Here is a 25,069-nt window from a genome sequence, read left to right as displayed (position 1 = left end):
ACAATGCCTGAATATATTGTGATTGGTGTGATTGTGGCTGCGTTTATCGTAGCTGGCGTGCTTTCCTATTTTTTCACGCCGCCGGTCAAACGATTTGCGCACAAGGTTGGTGCAATCGATGTGCCGAAGGATAACCGCCGCATGCACAAAAAGCCGATACCACGATTGGGTGGATTGGCGATTTTCGGCGGGTTTCTGGCCTCTATTCTGATTTTCGGCGAATTGGACCAGACGATGCTTTGTGTTTTGCTTGGCGCAACTATTATTGTGGCGCTTGGCATTTTTGACGACGTGTTGGCGCTCGGCGCCAAGCTGAAATTTGTGGTGCAGATCGTGGCAGCTGCCATTCCGGTCTGCGTTGGAGATTTGCAGATCAAGCTGTTTACCAACTTGAATCCGTTTTCGGATGCACCGTATTTCCATTTGGGCATACTGGCGATTCCAGTGACCATCATCTGGATTGTCGGCATCACCAATGCGGTCAATCTGATCGACGGATTGGACGGCCTTGCGGTCGGCGTTTCCTCAATTGCGGCGATCACCATGCTTGCAGTGGCATTACTGACCGGCAACATGACCATTGCCGTAACGATGGCGGCGCTTTCGGGCGCCTGCATCGGCTTTATGCCGTACAACCTCAATCCGGCCAAGATCTTTATGGGCGATACCGGATCCACTTTTTTGGGGTATATGCTGGCGACCGTGTCCATCATGGGTCTGTTCAAGTTTTATGCGGTGATTTCGTTTGCGGTACCGTTTTTGATCCTCGGCCTGCCGATTTTCGACACGGCCAACGCGATCATTCGTCGTGTGGCGGCAGGCCGCAGCCCGATGAGTCCGGACCGTGGCCATGTGCATCACAAGCTGATCGACATGGGCTTCAATCAGAAGCAGGCGGTGGCAATTTTGTATGCCATCAGCGCGACGCTTGGCCTGACGGCGGTGGTACTGACCTCGTCCGGTGAGGTTAAGGCGATTTTCTTGCTGCTGGCAATTTTGGCGGCGATTCTGGTTGGTGCAGGCGTGATCTATGGCGCGGAGCATTGGGCCAAGCATCCTGCGGAGCATGAGATGGAGCAGGACAGCGAACCGGAATCGGAGCAATCCGTACAGACGGCAGAAACAGAGAACGCTGCACAGGAGGATAAGAAGAATGAGCAGGATTAAGGTAATGACGGTTTTCGGCACACGCCCGGAGGCGATCAAAATGGCGCCGCTGGTGCACGCGCTGGAGCAGAATGAAAATACCGAGTCGATTGTCTGCGTCACGGCGCAGCACCGTGAAATGCTCGATCAGGTGCTGGATATCTTCCGGATCAAGCCGGATTACGACCTGAATATCATGCAGCCGCGTCAGACATTGGCGCTGATCACGGAAAAGAGCCTGCACGGTCTGGATGAGGTGCTCGAGCAGGCAAAGCCGGATATTGTGCTCGTGCACGGCGATACATCGACGACCTTTGCGGGCGCGCTGGCTGCATTTTATCACAAAATCCCGGTGGGCCATGTGGAAGCCGGCCTGCGCACCTATGACAAATATTCCCCGTTCCCGGAGGAGATGAACCGCAAGCTGACCGGCCAGATCGCAACGCTGCACTTTGCGCCGACACCGCGCAACCGCGATAATCTCGCGCGCGAGAGCATCACGGAAGGCGTAAGCGTTGTGGGCAATACGGTGGTTGACGCGATCCATATGACGGTCAAGCCGGATTTTGCCTTCCGTGACGAACAGCTGAAAACGCTGGATTTTGAAAACAACCGTGTCGTTTTGGTAACGGCGCACCGTCGCGAGAATTACGGTGAACCGATGGAGAACATCTGCCGCGCCATCGCGGAGCTGTCGGCGGCGTATCCGGATGTGCATTTTGTGTATCCGGTGCATTTAAGCCCGTATGTCCGTGAGACGGCGGAGAAGTTCCTGGGCGGCAATGAGCGCATCCATCTGATTCATCCGCTGGCAGTGGATGAGATGCACAACCTGATGGCGCGCTGCTATCTGATTATGACTGATTCGGGCGGATTGCAGGAAGAGGCACCCAGCCTGGGCAAGCCGGTGCTGGTGCTGCGCCGCGAGACTGAGCGGCCGGAAGCGATTGAAGCAGGAACCGTCAAGCTCGCAGGCGTGGAACAGGAAAATATTGTGCGTCTGGCACGGGAACTGTTTGACGATAAGGATGCATACGCTGCCATGGCGCATGCGGTCAACCCGTATGGTGACGGCAAGACTTCCGCGCGCATTTTGCAGGCGATTGAACACTATTTTGGCTTGCGGCCGGATGGCCCGGCTCCGTTTGCACCATGAAGCCGCACAAAAATCCGTCCACTCCGATGCTGGCGGCAATCGGCGCCGCGGTGCTTGTAGGATTGCTGTTTCTGAGTTATCTGCTGTCGTCCGGTGCGCTGCACCGGCGGGACACCGGTATTGTGCTGCAAAACGGCACAGAAAACACACCGACAGTCAGTTCGGGCAGCCAACTGCTCACCGCACAGAGCGTGGCGGATGTGACGATCGGGCCGGACAACGCGCAAAAGGTGATTGCGTCTTTGACGCGGCCGGAAGCGTATAGCTGCACGATTGAAAATACGCTGTATTATGATGGTGGTTCTTCCACGCTGCGCTGTCATCGCTATATGCGGGAAGATATCGTCCGCACGGACAGGCTGACCGAATCCGGTGGGATTCAAAGCACACTCGTGCATGCAGGCGATACCGCATACGCATGGGAGAACGGCAGTACAACGTTCTATCAGGGCACTTGGGGCGACTTTTCGGACGATGCTGCGGCGATGCTGCCCACTTATGAGGATGTGCTGGATGAGAATGTTGTAGTCACCAGCGCGGGTCGGCAGACCATTGATAACGAACCCTGCATCATGGTGGAATTTGAGCAGGGCGGATATCGTTGCATTTACTCGGTTTCTGCGGCTTCCGGCCTGCTGAAAAAGGCCTTGTTTTATGACGGGGACCAGCTGGTGCGGCAGGTGATCGTCAGCAATCTCAAGACCGAGCAGCCGGATGAGAAATTGTTCACGCTGCCGAATGGTGAAAAGCTATTGGGAGAAGAAACACAAGATGATGGATAAGTTAAAGATATCAGAGGAAATTCGCGCGCTCGGTCAACAGGCCGAGCGCGAAATCATGCCGTACTTTGCGCGGATTGAGGAGATTTGCGACCGCAATACGGAAAAAGTGTTGGCGGCGTTTGCGAAAAACCGCGTGTCGGACAACTTGTTTGCCGGCACGACCGGCTATGGTTACGACGATCACGGCCGCGATACGCTGGATCGCATTTATGCGGACATTTTTGGTACGGAAGCGGCGTTGGTGCGTATCGGCTTTGTCAATGGAACACATGCGCTTTCCTGCGCCATGTTTTCGGCGGTCAAGGCAGGGGATACGGTGTTGTCTGTGACCGGTCCTGCCTATGATACGCTGCAAAACACAATTACGGGCGATTACTGTGGCAGCATGAAGCAGTATGGGATCGGCTACAAGCAGGTCGATCTGGTGAATGGGATGCCGGATTTGCCGGCCATTGCGCAAGCGGCAAAGGACGAAACGGTCAAGCTGGTCTTTATCCAGCGCAGCCGCGGCTATGCCGTGCGCAAAACGCTGTCCTGCGCGGAGATCGGTGAGATCTGCCAAACCGTGCGCGCGGTTAATCCGCATGCCGCGATTATGGTGGACAACTGCTATGGTGAGTTTGTCGAGGAGATCGAGCCGACACAGGTAGGCGCGGATCTGATCGCGGGCTCGCTCATCAAAAACCCGGGCGGCGGCCTTGCGCCGACAGGCGGTTACATTGCGGGCCGTGCGGATCTGGTGGAGAATGCTTCGTATAAGCTGACGGCGCCGGGCATCGGCGGCGAGTGCGGCTGTACGATGGGGCAGAACCGTTTGCTGTATCAGGGCTTGTTCATGGCGCCGCATATCACGGCGCAGGCGCTCAAGACGGCGATCTTCTGCGCAAAGGTGATGGAAAAGCTGGGCTATGAAGTCAGCCCCAAGGCGGAAGAGCCGCGCTATGATATCATCCAGACCATCTCGTTCGGCGCGCCCGAGCCGCTGTGCCGCTTCTGCGAAGGCATTCAGGCCGGTGCGCCGGTTGATTCGTTCGTCACACCAGAGCCGTGGGCTATGCCGGGCTATGATGATCCGGTCATCATGGCAGCAGGCGCATTTGTGCAGGGCGCCTCGATCGAACTGTCCGCGGATGCGCCGATGCGCGAGCCGTATGTGTGTTACATGCAGGGTGGATTGACGTATTCTTCGGGCAAGGCAGGTATCCTGCTCGCAGCAGAGCGCATCAAAAACCAGACAAAGTGAAAAAACAGAGAGCGGCGTGCAGCCGCTCTTTTTGCACGCAAATATGGTTGCACAATGCGCGGTTTCATGGTAAAATACATAAGTTAAGAGACAGAGGTTTGCGTTTATGACGATTCTTGGCATTGATCCGGGTTATGGCACAATCGGCTATGGCGTGGTGCGGTTTGACAATCAAAAATTCACGCCCGTGCAGTATGGCGCTGCCACGACCAAGCCGGGCATGCCGATGCATCTGCGCCTGTGTGAGATTTACGAGGATATTTGTACATTGGTGGATACATTCCATCCGGATGAAGTCGCCATAGAGGAACTGTTTTTTTCCAAAAACATCACGACCGGCATTCAGGTTGCGCAGGCACGCGGGGTAATCCTGCTGGCGCTTGCGCAGAAAGGCCTGAACCCGGTTTCTTACACGCCGAATCAGGTGAAAATGGCAGTTGTGGGCTACGGAAACGCGGAAAAGAAGCAGATGATGGAGATGACCAAAAGCATCCTGCATCTGACCAAACTGCCGCGGCCGGATGACGCAGCGGATGCGCTGGCGCTTGCCATTTGCCATGGACATTCCAGACAGGCGATGCGATACGAGGGCTTACTGTAAATGTTTTATTATGTGGATGGCACGGTGACCGTGCTGGAACAAGGGCTTGCTGTCATTGATTGCGGCGGCGTCGGCTATGCGTGCCATGCGTCGCAGAACACGATCGGCAAGCTTAAAATCGGCGCACATGCGCGTCTCCTCACCTTTTTGAATGTGCGTGAGGATATTTTTGAATTATATGGATTTATCGACGAGGAAGAACTGTCGTGTTTTAAAATGATGATCGGCGTGTCCGGCGTCGGACCCAAGGCGGCGCTGTCCATTTTGTCGATCGCACCGCCCGACCGGTTGGCGTTGTCCATCATCACAGGCGACGAAAAGATCCTCATGCAGGCACCCGGCATCGGCAAGAAGATCGCACAGCGCATTGTACTTGAGCTGCGGGACAAAATGAGCAAAGAGCAGCTTGAAACAGCGTCTGCGGCATCACCGGCTGTGGCTGCGGCAGCGTCCGGCGGCGTCAACCATACGCAGGAAGCTGTGGCGGCACTGATGGTGCTCGGTTATAGTCAGGCGGAAGCGCTGCATGCGATGGAAGGGCTGGATACCGCGCAGATGGAGGCGGAGGATATCATCCGCCAGTGCCTGAAAAAGCTGGTCAAACAGTAAGGGAGTGTTCCTTTGAGTATAGAATTTTCCGGCGGGATGGCGGACGACGAGCGGATCATTTCCACCCGTCAGCTTTCCGAGGATGAAGCAGAAAATTCGCTGCGGCCAAAAACCATGGCGGACTATGTCGGCCAGACCAAAGCGAAGGAAAATTTGAGCGTCTATATCCAGGCGGCGAAAATGCGCGGGGAATCGCTCGACCATACGCTGCTGTATGGCCCGCCCGGTTTGGGCAAAACGACGCTGGCCGGAATCATCGCCAGTGAAATGGGTGTTAACATCCGTGTCACCAGCGGTCCTGCAATCGAAAAAGCAGGAGATTTGGCAGCTTTATTGACAAACCTTTCAGAAAATGATATTTTGTTTATCGACGAGATTCACCGTCTGGATCGCGCGGTAGAGGAAATCCTGTATCCGGCAATGGAAGACTACGCGCTGGATATTATTATCGGCAAAGGGCCGTCCGCGCGTTCTATCCGGATCGACCTGCCGCGGTTTACGCTGATCGGCGCGACGACGCGGGCAGGACAGATGACCAGTCCGCTGCGCGACCGCTTTGGCGTCATGCTTCGGCTGGAATTGTATTCCCCGGAAGAATTGTGTCAGATCGTTGAGCGATCGGCCGGTATTCTGAATGTGCCGTGTGAGCATGAAGGCGCGTTTGAGATCGCGCGCCGCAGCCGCGGGACACCGCGTATTGCCAACCGTCTGCTGCGCCGCGTGCGCGATTTTGCACAGGTGCGCGGCACGGGTACGATCGACAAGGCGAGCGCGGATATGGCGCTGCGCGCACTGGAGATCGATGAGCTGGGCCTTGACAACGTAGACCGGCGGATGCTCAAAAGCATCATGCTCAATTATGGCGGCGGTCCGGTCGGACTGGATACGCTGGCCGCGACCATCGGCGAAGAAGCGATCACACTGGAAGATGTTTATGAGCCGTACCTGATGCAGATCGGCTTTCTCAGCCGCACCCCGCGGGGACGCTGCGTCACGATGCAGGCTTACCGTCATATGCATATGGAACCGGCGGACGGACAGCAGATGCTGTGAAGCCGCCGCTTAAAATAAGAAAGTTAGGTGTTTTATATTGGGTAGATATTTCGGAACGGACGGCGTCCGCGGTATTGCAAACCTCGAACTGGATGCGCTGCTGGCCTTTAAAATCGGCGCTGCGGCAGCGTATGCGCTGACACAGGAAGCAACACATGCCGGTAAGGCAAAGCTGCTGATCGGCAAGGACACCCGCATCTCTTCGGATATGCTGGAGAATGCGCTGGTGGCGGGCATTTGCTCGGTCGGCGCGGATGTGGAGCTGCTTGGCGTGATTCCAACGCCGGCAGTCGCTTTCCTGACCATCAAGCATAAGGCGGATGCGGGCATTGTCATTTCGGCCAGCCACAATTCCTTTGAATACAACGGCATCAAGATTTTTGCGGGCAACGGCTATAAGCTGCCGGATGAAACCGAAGCGAAGATTGAAGATTTGATTGACGATTTCGAGTCCATTCCGAAGATGACCCATGAAAAGCTGGGCCGTGTCATCAAGAGTGAGATCGACCCGGTGGTGGAATACACCGATCATCTGGCGGAGACTATCAATGGCGACCTGTCCGGTCTGCGCGTTGCAGTGGACTGCGCAAACGGCGCTTCCTCCACCACGGTGGAGCGTCTGATGCGTCTGGTCGAGTGTAAGGCGGAAATCCGTTTTTACGAGCCGGACGGTATTAACATCAACGATAACTGCGGTTCCACGCATCTGGACCAGCTGAAAAAGCGCGTCAGGAATGGCGACTTTGATCTGGGTGTCGCGTTCGACGGTGACGCGGACCGCTGCCTGATCGTGGACGAAACCGGCGAAGAACTGGACGGCGACCGCATCATGGCGGTTTGTGCGGCGCACATGAAGAAGGAAGGCAAACTGCGCGGCGGCGCATTTGTGGCAACGGTGTTGTCCAACATGGGCCTGCACGCTTACGCCGAGAAGAATGGCATGCGCATTGAGTGTTCCAACGTGGGCGACCGCTATGTGCTGGAAATGATGCTGCAGAAGGGCTATATTCTGGGCGGCGAGCAGTCCGGCCATGTTATTTTCCTGGAATATGCTTCGACGGGCGACGGCGAACTGACTGCACTGCAGTTTATGTCGATCCTCAAGGCAAGCGGCAAGAAGTGCTCGGAAATCGCGGCAGAAGTGGTGCCGTGGCCGCAGCTGATGATCAACGTCAAGGTACCGAACGATCAGAAAGCAACGCTGCAACAGCTGCCCGAAGTCAAGGCGGCGATCGATCAGGCATCGGCGGAACTCGGCGAAAACGGCCGTATTCTGGTGCGTCCTTCCGGTACGGAAGCGCTGGTCCGTGTGATGGTCGAGGGCAAGGACAGCGAGCAGGTAGATACTTTGGCAAAAAGGGTTGCCAAAGTCATTGAGTCTGTCGTATAATAAGAAAGAGCCAACGAGGGTGGATGTGGTTTTCGCATCCACCTTGTTTTGTTTGAAAGAAGGTGAGAACCCATGATGACAAGTGAATAGCAGTCAAAGCGCCAGAACTGCGGTGCAGCCGGTATCGCAGTTGACGAGGTAAGGGTTAATCGAAAGTTTCGGCGGGTGCCCTTCGGCCATGAGTGAGTTGGTCGTCAGCAGACTGTTAAAACGCACGGGCGACTGTGCGGACAGAGCAGTTATGCGTAACGCACTATTTTTATACCTATTTTTAGAAATCTGGCTTCTTTTTTTTGGAGGATTATTTTTTATGTGTGGAATTGTCGGTTTTACGGGACGCGAAAACGCGCTGCCTATTTTGATTAAAGGTCTGTACAGCTTGGAATACCGCGGCTATGATTCGGCCGGTATTGCAGCGTTTACCAAGGATGGATTGCGCGTGGTCAAAACACGTGGCCGCATTGCCAATCTGGAAGAAAAGATCCGCGAGGAAGGCGACCTGTACTGCACCTGCGGTATCGGTCACACCCGTTGGGCGACGCATGGCGAGCCGTCCGACCGGAACTCGCACCCGCATCTGGGCGGCAAGGACGGCAAGGGCAAGGTTGCGGTCGTCCATAACGGTATCATTGAAAACTATAAGGAGCTGCGTGAGCGCCTGGAGGCGCACGGCTACACCTTCCAGTCGGAGACGGATACGGAAACCGTGGCGCATCTGGTGGACTATCTGCATACGGGCAAACAGGAGGATCTGGCAAAGACTGTGCTGAATGCTGTGCAGCGCATCCGCGGTTCATATGCTTTGGGTGTGGTGTCGATGGACAATCCGGAAGAGATCGTCGCGGCACGCCGCGACAATCCGCTGGTCATCGGCGTGGGCGAAGGCGAGAATATGATCGCGTCCGACATCACGGCCATCATCGGCAGAACCAAGAAATATATCATTCTGGATGACAACGAAGTTGCGATCGTCCGTCCGGACAGCGTCGTTGTGATGAACGAATTCGGTGACGTGGTGGATAAAACCGTACAGACGGTGACATGGGATATGTCGGCGGCCGAAAAGGGCGGCTATCAGCACTTCATGCTCAAGGAGATCATGGAGCAGCCCAAGGCAGTGGCGGACACCGTCAAACCGCGCATTCAGAACAACGCGGTTGTATTTGAGGATAACGGTCTGACCGACGAACGGCTGCGCGATATTGAAAACATCCACATTGTAGGCTGCGGCTCGGCGCTTCATGCCGGTATGGTTGGCAAACGCGTGATCGAAGCGATGTGCCGCATCCGCTGCTCGGCGGAGGTCGCCTCGGAATTCCGCTATGAAAATCCGATCATCGGCAAGAAGGATCTTTGCATCGTGATCAGCCAGTCGGGCGAAACAGCAGATACACTTGCTGCGATGCGTCTGGCCAAGCAGGCTGGCGCGTTTACGATCGCGATCGTCAACGTTGTTTCTTCCACGATTGCCCGTGAGGCAGACGGCGTGCTGTACACTTGGGCTGGACCTGAGATTTCGGTTGCAACCACCAAGGCATACTCTGCGCAGCTGTCTGCGCTGTATCTGATTTCGGTCAAGATTGCACGCACCCGCGGTTTGATTTCCATCGGGGATGAGCGTGCGCTGTGCGCGGAATTGCAGCGCCTGCCCAGCTGCATTGAAAAGACGCTTGAATGTCAGGAAGATATGCAGCGCATTGCAACACTCTATGCTAACCGGCCGAGCGTTTTCTTCCTGGGCCGCGGACTGGACTATGCAGCGGCGCTCGAAGCCTCGCTCAAACTTAAGGAGATTTCTTATATCCATTCGGAGGCATATGCTGCGGGCGAACTCAAACACGGTACCATTTCGCTGATCGAAGAAGGCACACTGGTTGTTGCGCTTGCGACGCAGCCGGCGCTGTTTGAAAAAACCGTCTCCAATATCCGCGAGGTCGTGTCCCGCGGCGCGGTGGTTGTATTGGTTACGACCGACGATTTTACCGGCGATGAATCGGTCTGCCAGCATATCATCCGTCTGCCGAAGTGCCTGTCGGAATTTTCTGCATCGCTTTCGATTATTCCCATGCAGCTTTTGGCATACTATATTGCGGTGGAGCGAAACTGCGATGTCGATAAGCCGCGTAATCTGGCGAAATCGGTAACGGTTGAATAAACACACAGCTATTGTTCAAACGGCACAAAAATACGATAGTATTTTTGGGACAAAACAGTAGAATTCACAAAAATTTCTTGACATTTCCAGAAGTATCGCATATAATGAGTCTTGACATGAGAAATGGTAATAAAATGCTTTCCTCCGAACCGGTTTCTGACGAAAAACTGTGCCGCATGGCGCAGCAGGGCGACGGAACTGCGGCGGAAGATTTGGTAAAACGGTATACCCGGCTGGTGAAAACCTGTGCGCGACCCTATTTCTTGGTGGGGGCGGATGCAGAGGATTTGATTCAGGAAGGTATGCTGGGACTGATGAAAGCTATCCGCGAATATGATGAGTCGAAAGGGGCTCCGTTCGGCGCCTTTGCAAAGCTGTGTGTCATGCGGAAAATCTTTTCCGCAGTGCGCGCGGCTGCTTCGCTCAAGCATGATCCGCTGAACCGTTCCGTGTCAATCGATCGACCTCTTTTTGAGGACCTTGCGGAATCGCACACCCGGGTTACGGCACCGATTGGTGATCCAGAATCGCTGGTGATCGGCAACGAAGAGAGGGAAGAGCTGATCCGTCGGCTCTACTCGCTCCTGTCTGAGTTCGAGGCGAGGGTTTTGACGTTGTTTCTGGACGGCTTATCCTATGAGGAGATGTCCGAAACGCTGCAAAAACCGATCAAGTCTGTGGATAATGCCATCCAGCGCATCAAGCGGAAATCGGCAGCTATCAAACCCCAATAGGCGATTGCAGGCGGGAAGGCCTGTGCGCATATAATTTCAGTTTCCCGAGGGAACGGTATCAAAGAGAGGTAAAAACCATGTACGAAGACAAGACTTTAGTATGCAAGGAATGCGGTAAGGAATTTGTGTTCACCGCCGGCGAGCAGGAGTTCTACGCAGAGCGCGGCTTCCAGAATGAGCCCCAGCGCTGCAAGGCTTGCCGCGATGCGCGCAAGAACGCGGCTCGTGGCCCGCGTGAATACTTCACCGCTACCTGTGCTGCTTGCGGCGGCGAGGCTCGCGTTCCGTTTGAGCCCAAGTCTGACCGTCCGGTATATTGCAGCGAGTGCTTCGCCAAGATGCGCGAGCAGGGCTGATTGCAAAAAACAGAAGGGTGTCCGGTTTCTGTGCCGGACACCTTTTGTTTGCTTGATCGAGCTGGCACAAAACGGCGAAATTTTTTGGATTTGTGATTGAATTATACGCGTTTTTGCGGTATACTGATAACAAATAAAAATAGATGGAGGTCCAATATGGCTGCGATTACGAAAAAGACCACGATTGGCGAGGTACTCAACCGCAATCTGGATACGGCAAAGTTTTTCATGGAAATCGGCATGCATTGCCTGGGCTGCCCGGCGTCTCAGGGCGAGAGCATTGAGGAAGCCTGCATGGTACACGGCACCAACGCAGACGAGCTGGTTGCCAAGCTGAACGCTTTTCTGGGCGAGTAAAAGCAAAACCGGAGCCGGCAGATGCCGGCTCTGTTTTTTTGGGTGAAATATGGAAAGTATGGTTTTAACGCCGCGGCTTGCGTGCTTGGCTTCGCTTGTCCCGCAGAATGCAAGATTGGCGGACGTGGGTACCGATCACGGAAAGCTGCCGATTTCTCTTTTGCTTGCGGGAAAAATCACGGCGGCAATCGGCTCAGATATTCGCGAAGGACCGCTCGCGCATGCCGCGCGCAATGCAGCGGAACATAGTGTTGCCCTTTCACTGCGGCTTGCAGCGGGCCTGGACGCCGTGCAGCCGGAGGAGTGCGATACGGTCAGCATCGCCGGCATGGGCGGACAGACCATCGCAGAAATCTTGCAAGCTGCTCCGTGGTGTGCGCAAGGCCGGCATTTGCTGCTGCTCCAGCCGATGACAATGGTGTATGAGCTGCGCCAGTGGCTGTGGGCCAACGGCTATGAGATTACGCGTGAGACAGTGTGCCGGGAGGATCGGCGGCGGTATGTGATCTTATCGGTGCGCGGCGGCGCGGAGGAAAAACAACTGCCGCTGTGGCAATGCGCTTTTTCCCCGGCATTGCTGCAAGCGGACGGCGCGCAGGACTATCTGCGTGTTTTGCTGACGCGGGAACAGCGCGCGCTGGACGGCATGGAACGGGCCAGTGAATTGGAGGCATCGCGTATAGAGGCGCAGCGCCGTCTGGTAATGCAGATGAAACAGGCATTGGAGGGATTACAATGAGTACGGTACAGGATATTTTAACCTTTCTGGAAGGGTTTGCACCCCCCGATCTGGCGGAGCATTGGGATAACGTCGGTCTGCTGTGCGGCGACCGCAGCCAGCCGGTAACAGCAGCTTTGTGTGCGTTGGATATCACCGAACAGGTGGTGGAAGAAGCGGTATCGTGCGGCGCACAGCTGATCGTTGCGCATCATCCGGCGATTTTCACTTCGGTCAGCCGTGTGACCACCGACGACGCGACCGGTCGGGTGCTGCGCGCAGCCATCAAGCATGACATTGCCCTGATCTGCATGCATACCAATGCGGATAGCGCGTGGGGCGGCGTGAATGATGCGCTGGCCGCTGCATTATTTTTGACCAATGTGGTCAACATGGAAGCGGGGGACAACCGCATGCTCGGGCGAGTGGGCGATTTGCCGCGCGAGATGCAGCCGCGGGAGTTTGCGGAATATGTCAAGGAGTGCTTGCGCGCGGGCGGCGTGCGATTCTGTGATGGCGGCCGTCCGATTCGCCGTGTGGCGGTTGGCGGCGGCGCCTGCGGTAAAATGATGGATGACGCACAAGCCAAGGGCGCGGATGCGTTTGTGATCGGCGATTGCAGCTATGATCTGATGCAGCGCGCGCAGTCGATTGGCTTGACATTGGTCGATGCGGGACATTTCCCAACGGAAAACCCGATCGCGGCGGTATTTGCCGAGCAGATCTGCGGCGCATTCCCGCAGGTGCGGACGATGGTGTCCGAACGTCATGCCGACTGCATTCAATTTGTTTAAGGAAGATTCGATATGCCATTAGATGCCATCTGCCTTGGGGCAGTGACCCATGAACTGAATGAAGCACTGGCGGGCTGCCGCGTGGAAAAGGTCTATCAACCCGACCGCGATGAAATCGTGCTGCAAACGCGGGGACAGGGCGGCGCAAAGCGCCTGCTGATCTCGATCGCAGCAGGTGCGGCACGCGTGCATTTCATTGATGCGGCGCGCGAAAACCCTGCCGCTCCGCCGATGTTCTGCATGCTGCTGCGCAAACATGTACAGGGCGCAAAGATTTCTGCCATTGTGCAGCCTGCGGTTGAACGCATGCTGACGATCGAGCTGGACACCACCGACGAAATGGGTGTGCCCTGCAAGAAACACCTGATTTGTGAGCTGATGGGTAAGCACTCGAACGTGATCCTGTGCGGGGAGGACAATCGCATCATTGACGCCATGCGGCGCATTGACGGTGATCTGTCCGGCAGACGGCAGGTACTGCCCGGTTTGTTTTACCGGATGCCGCCGGCGCAGGATAAGCACGACCCGTTTTCTCTGTCCGGCGCCGGATTGGTGGCTGCGGTCATGCAAGCGGACGGAGAGCAGCCGCTTGACCGCTTTCTGCTGGGACAATTGCTGGGTTTCTCGCCGCTGCTGTGCCGCGAGCTGAGCTACCGTGCAACCGGTGACGCGGCGGCGCGGATCGGCACGCTCTCGGCAGCGCCGCAGGAGCGCTTGGGGCAAGTGTATGATGATTTCATCGCCTATGTGCAGGAAAAACGATGGAAGCCTTTTCTGCTCACCAAGACAGAAAACGGCGCGGTGTTCGATTTTACTTTCCTGCCAGTGACGCAATACGAAGGACTGATGACGGTTTCGCAGGCGGACAGTTTCTCCTCGCTGCTGGCTGCGTTTTATGAGAAAAAGGGAAAAATCGAGCGTATGGCGCGGCGCTCGGCCGATCTGCATAAGACTGTAACAAATGCGCGCGACCGTCTGGCACGCAAGCTGGCGGCGCAGCAGAAAGAACTGGACGCCACGCACAATCGCGAACAGTACAAGCGCATGGGCGATTTGATTACGGCGAATTTGTATCAGCTGGAGAAAGGCATGAATAAGGCCACAGTGGTGGACTATTACACAGAGGATTGCCCGGAGGTCGAGATCACCCTCGATGTGCGTCTGACGCCGCAGCAGAATGCGCAGCGATACTTCAAGATGTACAATAAGGCCAAGACCGCGGAAATCATGCTTACGCAGCAAATTGAGCGGGGCAGGGCGGATCTGGAGTATCTGGAAAGCGTGCTGGTATCGCTGGGCGAAGCGGAAAGCGAGCGCGATCTGTCACAGCTGCGCGAGGAGCTGACCCAGACAGGCATTTTGTCGAGCAAGCAGACGCGCAACAAAAAACTGCGCGCAAAGCCGGTATCGGCCAAACCGTTCCATTACCGTACGAGCGACGGATTTGATGTTTTTGCGGGCAAGAACAATCTGCAAAATGATTTGCTTACGCTCAAAACGGCATTCAAGAGCGATATCTGGTTCCATACGCAGAAAATTCACGGTTCGCATGTCATTCTTGTGACGGATGGGCGGGAGCCGACCGATCAGGCAATGACTGAAGCCGCCATGATTGCGGCGTATCACTCCAAAGCGCGGCAGTCCTCGCTCGTGCCGGTGGATTATACGCCCGTGCGGCAGGTGAAAAAGCCGGCCGGCGCGAAGCCGGGCATGGTGATTTATCATGTTTACCAGACGGCATACGTCACGCCGGATGAGCAGGCGATTGAAAAACTTCGCATCGAATAAATCAAAACGGCGTGCTTTTTGCACGCCGTTTTTGTAGTATGGGAGTTCGTTATTACTGCATCAGGCACATGGTTCGATACAGCATTTCGCACGCGTCCTGCCGTGTGATCGGCTCGCTGTCGTCCCGCATGGCAGTGAGAGGGGACAGGACATCCAGACGATTTAAGCTGCTGACGGCAGCCAGCGCCCAATCCATGTCACTGTGGTCCTCAGCGAGCGTATATTGCAGGCCGTCCATGGTTTCGGTCAACAAGTTGCTTACGATCACACTTGCCTCTGCCAGGGTAATCGGGTTTTGGCCGCGGATTTCGGCAAGACCACCCGCAGTCTGATATCCGTTGACCAAGCCGTTGGCGGCAGCGGTGCTGATGAACGGCTTGGACCAAGCTGACAGGCCGGAATCGTCCGCAAAATCAGTCTGTTCGGTTGGTTCCACGGGAAGCTCGGCAACCGAAGCCGCCATGGCGATGAATTCGCTGCGCGTTACCGTTTGCGTGGGATGGAAAAACGAGCAGCCGCCGATGTTCTCGCCAGTCATGATGCCGTTTTCCGCAAGGCAAAGCGCGGCGTAATGCGCAGGATTGCCGACCATATCCGAGTAGGTAAGGCCCGCTCGGTTTTTCTGCAACTGAATGGTGATATCGGCAGATTGCGCGGTATTGCCCTCGGCGTCAACAGCGGTATAGGAAAACCGGTCTTTGCCTGCTTTGGCACCGGGGGAATAGGAGAGAACATTGCCCTCGATTTTGGCGGTGCCGAGACGGGGTTCTTCCGCAAGCTGATACAAAACAATATCGTTATCGGCATCCATGGCCTGCAATTCCACTTCGATCGGAATATCCACATAGGTTTCCGCTTCCACGGCTTGTACCATGGGGACATTGCCGGCAGCGGACGCGGTTGTCAGGCTGGAGGCGAGAGCTGCTGCCATAAACAGAACGGTTACCGGCAGCAGAATAACGGCAGCGAGCAGCTTTTTATCTGTTTTCAAAGTTGGTTCACCCTTTCCAAACAGCTTTTCTGATCGCAGTATGCACCAAACATAAGGGCTTTATGCATAAAATTGTCAGTTCTTTCGGCGTGCTTTCGGAAGCCTTGCCGAAAGACGGAAAATCATACAAAAGTGCTTGCCGAAAACGCAGGAATGTGGCATAATTTTAATCAGGAAAGCATGATAGAGAAAGGAGATCAACGATGGAGAACCATCAGTTTGTTCTGGTGCTGGATTTCGGCGGTCAGTACAATCAGTTGATTGCACGCCGCGTACGCGAGCATCATGTCTATTGCGAGGTCAAGCCCTACAAAACCTCGATTGATGAGATCCGCGCAATGAATCCGATCGGCATTATTTTTACCGGCGGACCGAACAGCGTGTATGACGAAAAATCCCCCAAGTGCGACCCGGCTTTGTTTGAACTGGGCATTCCTGTGCTGGGCATCTGCTATGGCTGCCAGCTTATGGCTTATTCGCTTGGCGGTGAAGTGACTGCGGCGCAGGAGGATACGGCACGCGAGTACGGCAAGACGGAGACCTTCTACGACACTTCCTGTAAGCTGTTTAAGGGTCTGCCGGAGCAGGGTATTTCCTGGATGAGCCACGGCGATTACATGGCAAAGGTACCGGAGGGCTTTTCGCTTGTTGCCCATACGGAGATGTGCCCGACTGCGGCGATTGCGGATGAGGCGCGCGGCTTCTATGGCGTACAGTATCATCCAGAGGTTAACCATACGGAGAACGGTTCGCTGATGCTCAAGAATTTCCTCTATGAAGTTTGCGGCGCCAAGGGCGACTGGACGATGGAGGACTACAAAAACCGTTCGATTCAGTCCATCCGTGAAAAGGTGGGCGACGGCAAGGTTCTGCTGGCGCTGTCCGGCGGCGTGGATTCTTCGGTTGCGGCAGCACTGCTGGCAGAGGCAGTCGGCAATCAGCTGACCTGTGTCTTTGTGGATCATGGCCTGATGCGTAAGGACGAAGGCGATGAGGTAGAGGCTGCATTTGCCAAGTGGGATATCAACTTTGTCCGTGTGGATGCCGAGGCACGTTTTCTGGGGAAACTGGCAGGTGTGTCCGATCCGGAAACCAAGCGCAAGATCATTGGCGAAGAGTTTATACGCGTCTTTGAAGAGGAAGGCAAAAAGATCGGCAAGGTCGACTATCTGGTACAGGGCACAATCTATCCGGACGTAATTGAGTCCGGTGCAGGTGATGCCGCTGTCATCAAGAGCCATCATAATGTTGGCGGTCTGCCGGATTTCGTGGATTTCAAGGAAATCATCGAACCGCTGCGCCTGCTGTTTAAGGACGAGGTCCGTCAGCTGGGCCGTGAACTGGAGCTGCCGGAATATCTGGTTATGCGTCAGCCGTTCCCCGGTCCTGGTCTGGCCATTCGTGTCATTGGTGAGATCACGAAGGATAAGCTGGATATTTTGCGTGAAGCGGATTTCATTTTCCGCGATGAAATTGCAAAGGCTGGCTTGGAGCAGACCATGAACCAGTATTTTGCGGTTCTGACCAATATGCGTTCGGTTGGTGTAATGGGTGATGGACGCACCTATGACTATACGCTGGCGCTTCGTTCCGTGACGACGACAGACTTCATGACGGCCGATTGGGCGCGTATTCCGTATGATGTTCTGGATCGTATTTCGGTTCGTATTGTAAACGAAGTGGCTCATATTAACCGCATCGTTTATGACATCACCAGTAAGCCCCCGGCAACCATCGAGTGGGAATGATTTCAGAGGCCCGGAAAAGCCTGATATGACCGGGTTTTTTAGGGGTTAAGCCCCTCTGTGGCAACGATTTGGCAACATTTTTTCATTATTTATGAAAAGAGAGCTAACTGATTTTGATTAGTCAGTTAGCTCTCTTTTTTGTTATTTCTTTTTTAAAACATTGGATACGGTAGACTGTGATATATCCAGCATGGCAGCAATGGTCTCTTGGGTCATCTTTTGTTTAGCCAAATCTTTGATAACTGCATTTCTCTGGGCAACGGATATAATTTCGGGAAGCCGATGAACAGTCTCTGATACGACGCCGGAAGCGGTTACAGTTTTGATTAGCGTTGTCCCATCATCCAACACAGCTCGTGCAATTCTAGCCCCAGTTTTTTTGTTGGGTTTATACGCCAAAGACACAATGTTAGCGGCTGTCTTACCAGCGCCTTTTAGATCAACAGATTTGAATACGTTCATAAGAGTCGTAGGCATAACCCGTCCCCTCCTTTTATTAAACTAATATTAGTTTAATATTCATTTAATGAAAAGTCAAGAGTGCAAACAAGTAATCTAGGTATTCGCTTTGTGGTCAGTTAGCTCTCTTTTTCTTTATATTATTATTCTGTGCAACAAACGGCCTTTCCCGTGACCTACAAGTGAGCGGGTCAAAAGAGGTCCTGGGGAGGCACCTTCACATAGTTCTGGGTCTTATCAAGCTCTGGATAGTGGTAGCGCCACTTGTCGTAATCCTCTTTGGAGATCTCGCCTGCCTCCAACCTGGCAGCGGCCTGCTGCCAGGAACAGAGCATCTCATGCAGCCGGGCGGCGTCCTTGTTCTTCCGTACATCAACCTTTAGGCAGACTTCTCCATCTATCTCGCTGATCTTGAGCCCGTAGTTGTCCTCCAGGGTAAACAGGGTGTGCATGAGCCCCACATAGGAGTCTATGTCCGGGACGGAGAGGGCATGGGGAGAGACATCCAATACTTGGGCCAGGGCAGCGGTAAGGTCCGCCTTAGGGGTTCTTGATCCTGTTTCATACTGGGCAAGGCGCACATCGGCAGACTTTTCCGGGAAGCCCAGCGCCATGCCGAGATATTTCTGAGTCATCCCACGCAGGAGACGGAAAAAGTGAATCCGTTCGCCAATCGCCATATCATCCACTCCAATCGTTGGTTGTCTTTAGGAAAAGCGTAGCAGAAATGCTTAGGAAAGTCAAGAGAATACTAAACAATTTTATTTAATTTATTTTGCGTACTCCGATTGACACAAGCTATTATGCTTAGTATAATGACAATATACTAAGCATAATAGCTTAGAATCAATAAATAAAAAAGAACTGCCGCAATCCCCTGGTTATACATCCGAGAAAAAGTGGCGGACGGAAGTGAGGAGGCATTTATGGAACACAATATCCAGCCGCAGCAGCCATCAATGAGGAAAGGAAGGTATTTTCAATGCAGGCACAAAACTTTATGCGTGTGGAGGAAGTGGCCCAGGAGCTGGGTATCTCCAAGTCCCACGCCTACAAGGTGATCCACAAGCTCAACGCCGAACTCCGTAGAAGGGCTATCTGACCATCTCCGGGCGGGTCAATCGGAACTTTTTCGTGGAGAAGTTTTGCTACGGCAAGACGGGAAAGGAGGGCTAATCATGGCAGTCTACAAAGAAGAAAAGACCAACACCTGGCGGGCGGTCTACCGCTACACGGACTGGAACGGTGAGCGCAAGCAGACTCAGAAGCGGGGCTTCAAGACCAAGCGAGAGGCGCAGGCATGGGAGCGGGAACAGCTCAACAAGACCAGTGCCGACCTGGATATGACCTTCAGGAGCTTTGTGGACCTCTACACGGCGGATATGAAAACTCGGCTCAAGGAAAACACCTGGGCCACCAAGGACCACATCATCCGCACCAAGCTGCTGCCCTACTTCGGCAAGCTTAAAATGTGTAACATCACTGCCCAGCAGATTATCACCTGGCAGAACGAGATGCTGAACCACAAGGACGAGAACGGTAAGCCCTACTCGCCGGTATACCTGAAAACGGTCCACAACCAGCTCAACGCCATCTTCAACCACGCAGTTCGGTACTACAACCTCCGAGATAACCCCTGCAAGAAGGCAGGCAGCATGGGCAAAAAGAAAAACCGGGAGATGATGTTCTGGACCAAGGAGCAGTACTTGAAATTTGCGGAGGTGATGATGGACAAGCCGCTGTCCTTCTACGCCTTTGAGATGCTTTATTGGTGCGGTATCCGAGAGGGGGAGCTGCTGGCTCTAACTCCAGCGGACTTTGACTTCGAGAAGCGCACCGTCACCATCAATAAGTCCTATCAGCGGCTGAACGGTCAAGATCTGATTACCACTCCCAAGACGGAAAAGAGCAATCGGGTCATCACCATGCCGCAATTTCTGGCCGAGGAAATCCAGGATTACATCAAGATGCTCTACGGAATCGGGCCGGATGACCGGATGTTCACCGTCACCAAGAGTTATCTTCACCGGGAGATGGATCGAGGGGCCAAAGAAGCGGGTGTGCCGCGCATTAGAATTCACGATATTCGTCACAGCGCGGTTTCACTTCTGATCGACATGGGGTTCTCTGCCACGGCCATCGCGGACCGGGTGGGCCATGAGAGCATCGACATCACCTATAACTACGCACACCTGTTTCCGTCCAAGCAGGCGGAAATGGCGGATAAACTGAACATGGAAAGGGGCAATTAAAAATGTCAGCAAAGAATTTGGACAAGCACAATCGTTGGAGGAACAAGACCGTGGCTTTCCGAGTCTCCCCGGAGGAGGACGCCCAGATCGAAACGGCGGTGAAGCTCACCGGCCTGACCAAGCAGGACTACATCATCCGGCGGCTGCTGGAACGGGATGTGGTGGTCCAGGGCAACCCCAGGGTCTACAAGGCCCTGCGGGACCAGTTGGCCGCCGTGCTGGACGAGCTGCGCCGGATCGAGACCGGGCAGGGCGTAAACGATGAGCTGCTGGACACCATTCAGATGATTGCTACCATTATGAACGGGATGCAGGAGGATTTTGCCTATGACCGATGAGAAAAAGAAAATGACCGCCCATGGCTCATCTGTTGGCGCAGATGATGGGCAGTCAATCTCTACAAATTCCAAGTTCACTATACCAGACCCGGACGAAAAAAGCAATTCCCCCGAAAGAGATTTAGAGGAACTTTACCGGAAGATGCGCCGTATGAGTGACCCGACTTACCTCCATACTGTGACCCTGGACGAGCTGATGGACAATGTGTTCGAGGGCAAGTCTGCGGTGATTGAGAACCTGCTCTATACAGGAGCGTACATCCTTGCCGGAGCGCCTAAGATCGGCAAGTCCTTCCTGGTGGCACAGATTGCCCATCATGTCAGCACCGGGCAAGACTTGTGGGGCTACAAAGTCCACCAGGGAACCGTCCTCTATCTTGCTTTGGAAGATGACGAGAGCCGCTTACAGCGCCGGATGTTTCGAATGTTCGGGGTGGAGGGGACAAGCTCCCTCCACTTCGCCACCAACGCTAAGATGATCGGTAGCGGCCTGGAGGAACAGCTGGAAAAGCTCGTTCGGGAACACAGTGATACCAAGCTGATTATCGTGGATACCCTGCAAAAAGTCCGTGAGGTGGTGAATGATAGTTACAGCTACTCCAGCGACTATGAGGTAATCGGCAAGATGAAGCAATTTGCTGACCGCTATGGCGTCTGCGTCCTGATCGTCCACCATACGAGAAAGCAGCCTGCGGGAGACAGTTTTGAGATGATCTCGGGGACCACGGGCCTGCTGGGCTGTGCGGATGGTGCGCTCCTGATGCAGAAGGAGAAACGGACAGATAGCAAGGCCACTCTGGAAGTGGTAGGCAGAGACCAGCCGGATCAGCGGCTGTATCTGAGCAAGGATCAGGAGAGCCTGGTATGGGATCTCGACCATGCAGAAAATGAGCTTTGGAAGTAGCCCACGGACCCCGTACTGGAGGCCGTAGCGAAGATCGTGTCTGCTGACAACCGGGAATGGGAAGGCAGTCCCACTGAGCTGGCTCAGGCGATTCAAACGGATATGGCGGTAAACCGGCTCACCAAGCATTTGAATGTGAATGCCAGCCTCTTGTTAGAAGAACATCAGGTGAAGTACGAGAACAAAACCAAGCACGCCGGGCGGCGTATCCGGCTGACTTACATGGTGGTGGAAGCACCTGCGTTTGAAGTAATCGAGTAAAGCGCGACGCTCGCAACGGTCGCGACGGTGTTTTGAGGGGTACTCCCAGCACCGTTGCGACCGTCGCAACCGTCGCGGAAAGGGAAAATGGGGTGGTATTTTGCCACCCCGGCTTCCAAGGACCACTCTGTTTCACTGTCGCCCCAAAAATAATAGGGTGGAACGATTTTGTTCCGCCCCTTAAAAGCGTTCGTAGAACGCGTAGCCATAGAATGAAATTCTGTGTTCAAAAAGGGTTTGGGGGCACTGCCCTCAACAAGCAGACGGCAGGAAATGTGAGGGTGTATTAACACTCGCATTGCTTGCCGGATTTGTGTGTGGCTATCCACACGCATTGCTTGCGGATATCTAAAACGACTGCAACGGCCTTTATGCCGCTACGGAAAATCAACTGAAATTCACATATTGGGAGGTAACGAGTATGAGAAAGATTTTGTCCTGTGAGTTTAAACTGGACACCGCCTGCGTGGAGCTGCGCCTGGATGACGGGACGCTGCTCTCCATCAACTGCACCGCCGTGGAGAACGAGGTGGCAAACAGTATGTACCAGCGGTCAGAACTGGACTGGCTGATCTATAACGATCCGCTGGCCTATGCCGAACTGATTTTGAATGGGGCCCCTGAATTATATCTAAAAGCAGTAACACAGAAAACTCCGTTAGATTGATGGCAAAGAAAATCCGCCAGAAGCAGCACTCTAAAGGGTGCGCCTCTGACGGATTTTTTACATCTTATCAATCAAAGCAAATACAACAGCCTGCTGTTCTTCACTTAGCCTTGACCAGCGTTCCAGAAGCTTTTTCTGCGCCTCAGTCAAGGAAACAGGTGCATCTTCTTCGGCAAACAGTTGAGACAGCGTAATGCCAAAGGCTGTGCAGATTTTCTCCAGGGATGGAATGGTCGGAACCATGTTCTTGCGATACCATGAGGAGATCGTGGATTGCGGCAAACCGGAGCGTTCTGCAAGCTGATACTCTGTCCAGCCCCGCTCCTCTCGATACGCGGTTATAACCGAGAGAATATCCTTCACCTGCATCACTCCTTTGCTTGTGTTCTTCGTAAATTATACTTTGATAAATCGTTGTGATTTAATCATTTATATCGTATAATTTTAACGATAAACACAACTATAAAGGAGTGAGAAATTTGGGCGGAAAAAGCTGTTTCTTTATCGGACACCGAGAGGCATCAGAAGAGATTTATCCGGCATTGTATGCGGCTGTGGAGCAGCACATTTTGGAATATGGCGTTACAGAATTTATCGTTGGCCACTACGGCGGATTTGACCGTCTTGCAGCGTCAGCAGTCAAAGAAGCAAAGCGTTTCTACCCAGAAGTGAAGCTCATTTTGCTATTGCCGTACCATCCAGCAGAGCGGCCCATCTCAACGCCAGATGGATTTGATGACACATTCTATCCGCCTGGAATGGAGAGCGTCCCACGAAAAATCGCAATCGTTAGGGCAAATCGATATGTTGTAGATCATGTAGACTATTTGATTGCCTTCGTCTGGCACCCGGCGAGTAGTGCGAAAGATTTAGTTGAATATGCTGAAAGGCATAAAAGAATAGAAAAAGTTGTAATTACTAAGATTGACAGATTTCGTTTAAACGAATATAATTAACATGGTTTTTTGTACCTTTGGCTAATGAGGTGTTACGAAATGAACGGTTATATTACAGTTCAAGAGGCAGCTGAAAAATGGGGTATAACTCCACGACAGGTTCAAATACTGTGCAAGACAAATCGAATTCCCGGTGCAACTCGATTAAGCCGCATCTGGATTATTCCAGAGAACGCAGAAAAGCCTACCTGTTATAAACGCAAGGTGAAAGTTGACAATTAGCAAAAGCGCTACGCTTAACATTTTGTATCCAATTTGGACTTTATCTTTTCATTTTGACGCTAAATAGGCTGCTACTGTAGGCGGGTGGTGATAATATGAGGCAAGCGGATAGTACAATTAAAGGATACCTGTATCAATTCAATAAATCCATTTATGAGATATTACAAGCAGAAGATGATACAAAAATTACACTGGAAGGGGTTATTGAGGATATTGATATTCAATCTCCTTCTAGCCTAACCACAATCCAATGCAAATACCACGAAGATAAAAAATATCAGATTTCTAGTGTAGCTACTCCGATATTGGAAATGTTATGCCACTATTGTGAGAGTACTGCTTTAGGAAAGTCTGTGTCGTACGTTTTATATGCTTACTACGCAGAAAACACTGATAGCGTAAGTATGGAAGCTTTTTCTGATTTTCTTAGCACCACCAAGGATAAAGATATTCAATCTAAATATTTTCATAGAATATATACCATTCCTGACGAAAAGATGCTTGCGATTGCAATTAAGTCGCAAAAAAAGAAAGAAGAGAAGCAGGAGCTGATTGATTATTATAGAGAGCATAGAGATGATTTAGAGCTCAAAGTAAGTATTGAGAGTTTTTGGAATGAGTTTACCTATATGCCAGCCGAGCAATTTGATGCATTGCAAAATAAAATTATTGCTCTGTTTGAGAAAATTGTGGATACGGATACAGCAAAAAACCTCTACTATCCCAATTCATTTTCGTTTGTAGCAAATCTTTCTGCAAAATCAAATGTTGAAGATCGCGTTATAACTAAAGCTAAAATGTTAGCCTACCTAAGTGAGCAGCAGTCTGTGTTACTTAATAGATGGACATTGGCCGCTATGGATCAAAGTAAAATTCTTAGGGATAAGAAAGACTACCTCTCAGGCTATTTCGCTGGAAATCCAGGAGTTCGTGCGTTCATTTTCTCTGATAAGTTTTTGGCAGCAAATCAAGATAACATATTTCCTTTTATTATTGAATATTTGGGTAAATATTTTAAGAAACCACGACTACAAAAACAGCCAATCTTCGTTTTTGGTAATCATAGTTCGAAATTGCAACAGTCTGTTTTACTAGGGTTACATCAACATCAGAAACCTGCGAACTACGGTACAATCGGGGATTGCTTTATTGAAGAAAGCTTTATTAATAACACTAATTGCCCATCAAATTTTTCATGTAAAGTGACTTCGGAGAAAAACATCACCACGAGAATTTTAGAGAAGTGTCAAGTAAATCAACTATACATAATAGGAAAACCAGATGAAGAGTACAATAGTCCCAACTATTTTGTTGAAACTCTTGATGTTGAAAATGTAGATGAGCTTAGATATTTAGTTGGTCTGTCAAGAAAATTGGAGGTGTAATAGT

General features: G+C 52.8%; 27 protein-coding genes and 1 pseudogene. 24 read left to right on the top strand and 4 right to left on the bottom strand.

Going from position 1 to position 25,069, the window contains the following annotated elements; translation table 11 throughout:
- The first annotated feature begins 3 nt into the window (after positions 1-3).
- The 15 genes from EJL02_RS01110 to EJL02_RS01040 all read left to right on the top strand — a co-directional run bounded on the left by EJL02_RS01110 (position 4) and on the right by EJL02_RS01040 (position 14,882).
- Complete coding sequence (locus EJL02_RS01110; protein ID WP_125114573.1) at positions 4-1,167, top strand: MraY family glycosyltransferase; 1,164 nt, start codon at positions 4-6, stop codon at positions 1,165-1,167.
- Positions 1,154-2,302, top strand: a complete 1,149-nt coding sequence (gene wecB / locus EJL02_RS01105) for a non-hydrolyzing UDP-N-acetylglucosamine 2-epimerase (RefSeq protein WP_125114572.1) — start codon at positions 1,154-1,156, stop codon at positions 2,300-2,302. The genes EJL02_RS01110 and wecB overlap by 14 nt, the downstream gene beginning before the upstream one ends.
- Positions 2,299-3,084, top strand: coding sequence for a hypothetical protein (locus EJL02_RS01100; protein ID WP_125114571.1), 786 nt, complete (start codon positions 2,299-2,301; stop codon positions 3,082-3,084). The genes wecB and EJL02_RS01100 overlap by 4 nt, the downstream gene beginning before the upstream one ends.
- Positions 3,074-4,327, top strand: a complete 1,254-nt coding sequence (locus EJL02_RS01095; protein ID WP_243114370.1) for a methionine gamma-lyase family protein — start codon at positions 3,074-3,076, stop codon at positions 4,325-4,327. The genes EJL02_RS01100 and EJL02_RS01095 overlap by 11 nt, the downstream gene beginning before the upstream one ends.
- Positions 4,328-4,433: 106 nt before the next feature.
- A complete protein-coding gene (ruvC, locus tag EJL02_RS01090; protein WP_125114570.1) occupies positions 4,434-4,928 on the top strand; it encodes a crossover junction endodeoxyribonuclease RuvC in 495 nt (164 codons plus the stop codon).
- A complete protein-coding gene (gene ruvA / locus EJL02_RS01085) occupies positions 4,929-5,537 on the top strand; it encodes a Holliday junction branch migration protein RuvA (RefSeq protein WP_125114569.1) in 609 nt (202 codons plus the stop codon).
- A 12-nt stretch (positions 5,538-5,549) separates the two neighbouring features.
- Positions 5,550-6,590, top strand: coding sequence for a Holliday junction branch migration DNA helicase RuvB (gene ruvB, locus EJL02_RS01080; protein WP_125114568.1), 1,041 nt, complete (start codon positions 5,550-5,552; stop codon positions 6,588-6,590).
- A gap of 37 nt (positions 6,591-6,627) precedes the next feature.
- Positions 6,628-7,980, top strand: coding sequence for a phosphoglucosamine mutase (gene glmM / locus EJL02_RS01075; protein WP_125114567.1), 1,353 nt, complete (start codon positions 6,628-6,630; stop codon positions 7,978-7,980).
- A 310-nt stretch (positions 7,981-8,290) separates the two neighbouring features.
- A complete protein-coding gene (gene glmS / locus EJL02_RS01070) occupies positions 8,291-10,135 on the top strand; it encodes a glutamine--fructose-6-phosphate transaminase (isomerizing) (RefSeq protein WP_125114566.1) in 1,845 nt (614 codons plus the stop codon).
- A 116-nt stretch (positions 10,136-10,251) separates the two neighbouring features.
- The gene (locus EJL02_RS01065; protein ID WP_125114565.1) at positions 10,252-10,869 is read left to right on the top strand and encodes a sigma-70 family RNA polymerase sigma factor; all 618 of its coding nucleotides are present in this window, start codon (positions 10,252-10,254) and stop codon (positions 10,867-10,869) included.
- Positions 10,870-10,946: 77 nt separating this feature from the next.
- Positions 10,947-11,225, top strand: coding sequence for a zinc-ribbon domain containing protein (locus tag EJL02_RS01060; protein WP_125114564.1), 279 nt, complete (start codon positions 10,947-10,949; stop codon positions 11,223-11,225).
- A 156-nt stretch (positions 11,226-11,381) separates the two neighbouring features.
- Positions 11,382-11,582, top strand: coding sequence for a DUF1858 domain-containing protein (locus EJL02_RS01055; protein ID WP_125114563.1), 201 nt, complete (start codon positions 11,382-11,384; stop codon positions 11,580-11,582).
- 49 nt (positions 11,583-11,631) lie between these two features.
- A complete protein-coding gene (locus tag EJL02_RS01050) occupies positions 11,632-12,321 on the top strand; it encodes a tRNA (adenine(22)-N(1))-methyltransferase (RefSeq protein WP_125114562.1) in 690 nt (229 codons plus the stop codon).
- Entirely contained in the window at positions 12,318-13,094 is a 777-nt protein-coding gene (locus tag EJL02_RS01045) for a Nif3-like dinuclear metal center hexameric protein (protein WP_125114561.1), read from the top strand. The genes EJL02_RS01050 and EJL02_RS01045 overlap by 4 nt, the downstream gene beginning before the upstream one ends.
- 12 nt (positions 13,095-13,106) lie before the next feature.
- A complete protein-coding gene (locus EJL02_RS01040) occupies positions 13,107-14,882 on the top strand; it encodes an Rqc2 family fibronectin-binding protein (protein WP_125114560.1) in 1,776 nt (591 codons plus the stop codon).
- 52 nt (positions 14,883-14,934) lie between these two features.
- On the opposite strand, the gene EJL02_RS01035 is transcribed toward EJL02_RS01040, so the two are convergent.
- On the bottom strand, positions 14,935-15,873 hold the full coding sequence (locus tag EJL02_RS01035) for an S-layer homology domain-containing protein (protein WP_125114559.1): 939 nt from the start codon (positions 15,871-15,873) through the stop codon (positions 14,935-14,937).
- A gap of 203 nt (positions 15,874-16,076) precedes the next feature.
- Here EJL02_RS01035 and guaA point away from each other — a divergent pair, with 203 nt between their 5' ends.
- Entirely contained in the window at positions 16,077-17,621 is a 1,545-nt protein-coding gene (guaA, locus tag EJL02_RS01030; protein ID WP_125114558.1) for a glutamine-hydrolyzing GMP synthase, read from the top strand.
- 141 nt (positions 17,622-17,762) lie between these two features.
- Here guaA and EJL02_RS01025 read toward each other — a convergent pair whose 3' ends face one another.
- A complete protein-coding gene (locus tag EJL02_RS01025) occupies positions 17,763-18,098 on the bottom strand; it encodes a helix-turn-helix domain-containing protein (RefSeq protein WP_125114557.1) in 336 nt (111 codons plus the stop codon).
- 173 nt (positions 18,099-18,271) lie between these two features.
- Positions 18,272-18,760, bottom strand: coding sequence for a helix-turn-helix domain-containing protein (locus EJL02_RS01020; protein ID WP_022289261.1), 489 nt, complete (start codon positions 18,758-18,760; stop codon positions 18,272-18,274).
- A gap of 302 nt (positions 18,761-19,062) precedes the next feature.
- Between EJL02_RS01020 and EJL02_RS14635 the strand changes: the two genes are divergently transcribed.
- From EJL02_RS14635 to EJL02_RS00990, 5 genes and pseudogenes are all read left to right on the top strand, one after another.
- Positions 19,063-19,182, top strand: a complete 120-nt coding sequence (locus tag EJL02_RS14635; protein ID WP_442857994.1) for a helix-turn-helix domain-containing protein — start codon at positions 19,063-19,065, stop codon at positions 19,180-19,182.
- Positions 19,183-19,258: 76 nt separating this feature from the next.
- Complete coding sequence (locus EJL02_RS01010) at positions 19,259-20,332, top strand: site-specific integrase (protein ID WP_125114556.1); 1,074 nt, start codon at positions 19,259-19,261, stop codon at positions 20,330-20,332.
- A gap of 2 nt (positions 20,333-20,334) precedes the next feature.
- Positions 20,335-20,670 (top strand): plasmid mobilization protein, encoded by a 336-nt coding sequence (locus EJL02_RS01005; protein ID WP_125114555.1) that lies wholly within the window; start codon positions 20,335-20,337, stop codon positions 20,668-20,670.
- Positions 20,660-21,835 (top strand): annotated as a pseudogene (locus EJL02_RS01000) (AAA family ATPase). Before EJL02_RS01005 ends, EJL02_RS01000 begins: the two are co-directional and overlap by 11 nt.
- A gap of 421 nt (positions 21,836-22,256) precedes the next feature.
- Positions 22,257-22,502, top strand: a complete 246-nt coding sequence (locus EJL02_RS00990) for a DUF6061 family protein (protein WP_125114553.1) — start codon at positions 22,257-22,259, stop codon at positions 22,500-22,502.
- Positions 22,503-22,559: 57 nt separating this feature from the next.
- Here EJL02_RS00990 and EJL02_RS00985 read toward each other — a convergent pair whose 3' ends face one another.
- Positions 22,560-22,871, bottom strand: coding sequence for a helix-turn-helix domain-containing protein (locus EJL02_RS00985; RefSeq protein WP_050624078.1), 312 nt, complete (start codon positions 22,869-22,871; stop codon positions 22,560-22,562).
- Positions 22,872-22,981: 110 nt separating this feature from the next.
- Between EJL02_RS00985 and EJL02_RS00980 the strand changes: the two genes are divergently transcribed.
- From EJL02_RS00980 to EJL02_RS00970, 3 genes are all read left to right on the top strand, one after another.
- On the top strand, positions 22,982-23,458 hold the full coding sequence (locus EJL02_RS00980) for a hypothetical protein (RefSeq protein ID WP_125114552.1): 477 nt from the start codon (positions 22,982-22,984) through the stop codon (positions 23,456-23,458).
- A 24-nt stretch (positions 23,459-23,482) separates the two neighbouring features.
- Positions 23,483-23,680: a helix-turn-helix domain-containing protein gene (locus tag EJL02_RS14370; RefSeq protein WP_442857993.1), complete on the top strand. Its 198-nt coding sequence runs from the start codon at positions 23,483-23,485 to the stop codon at positions 23,678-23,680.
- A gap of 95 nt (positions 23,681-23,775) precedes the next feature.
- Positions 23,776-25,065: a hypothetical protein gene (locus tag EJL02_RS00970; protein ID WP_125114550.1), complete on the top strand. Its 1,290-nt coding sequence runs from the start codon at positions 23,776-23,778 to the stop codon at positions 25,063-25,065.
- The last annotated feature ends 4 nt before the right edge of the window (positions 25,066-25,069 follow it).

The sequence above is a fragment of the Agathobaculum sp. Marseille-P7918 genome (assembly GCF_900625105.1).
Classification (GTDB): Bacteria; Bacillota; Clostridia; order Oscillospirales; family Butyricicoccaceae; genus Agathobaculum.
Note: the sequence above shows the minus strand (reverse complement) of the source record. Positions and strands in the feature narration are given on the sequence as shown.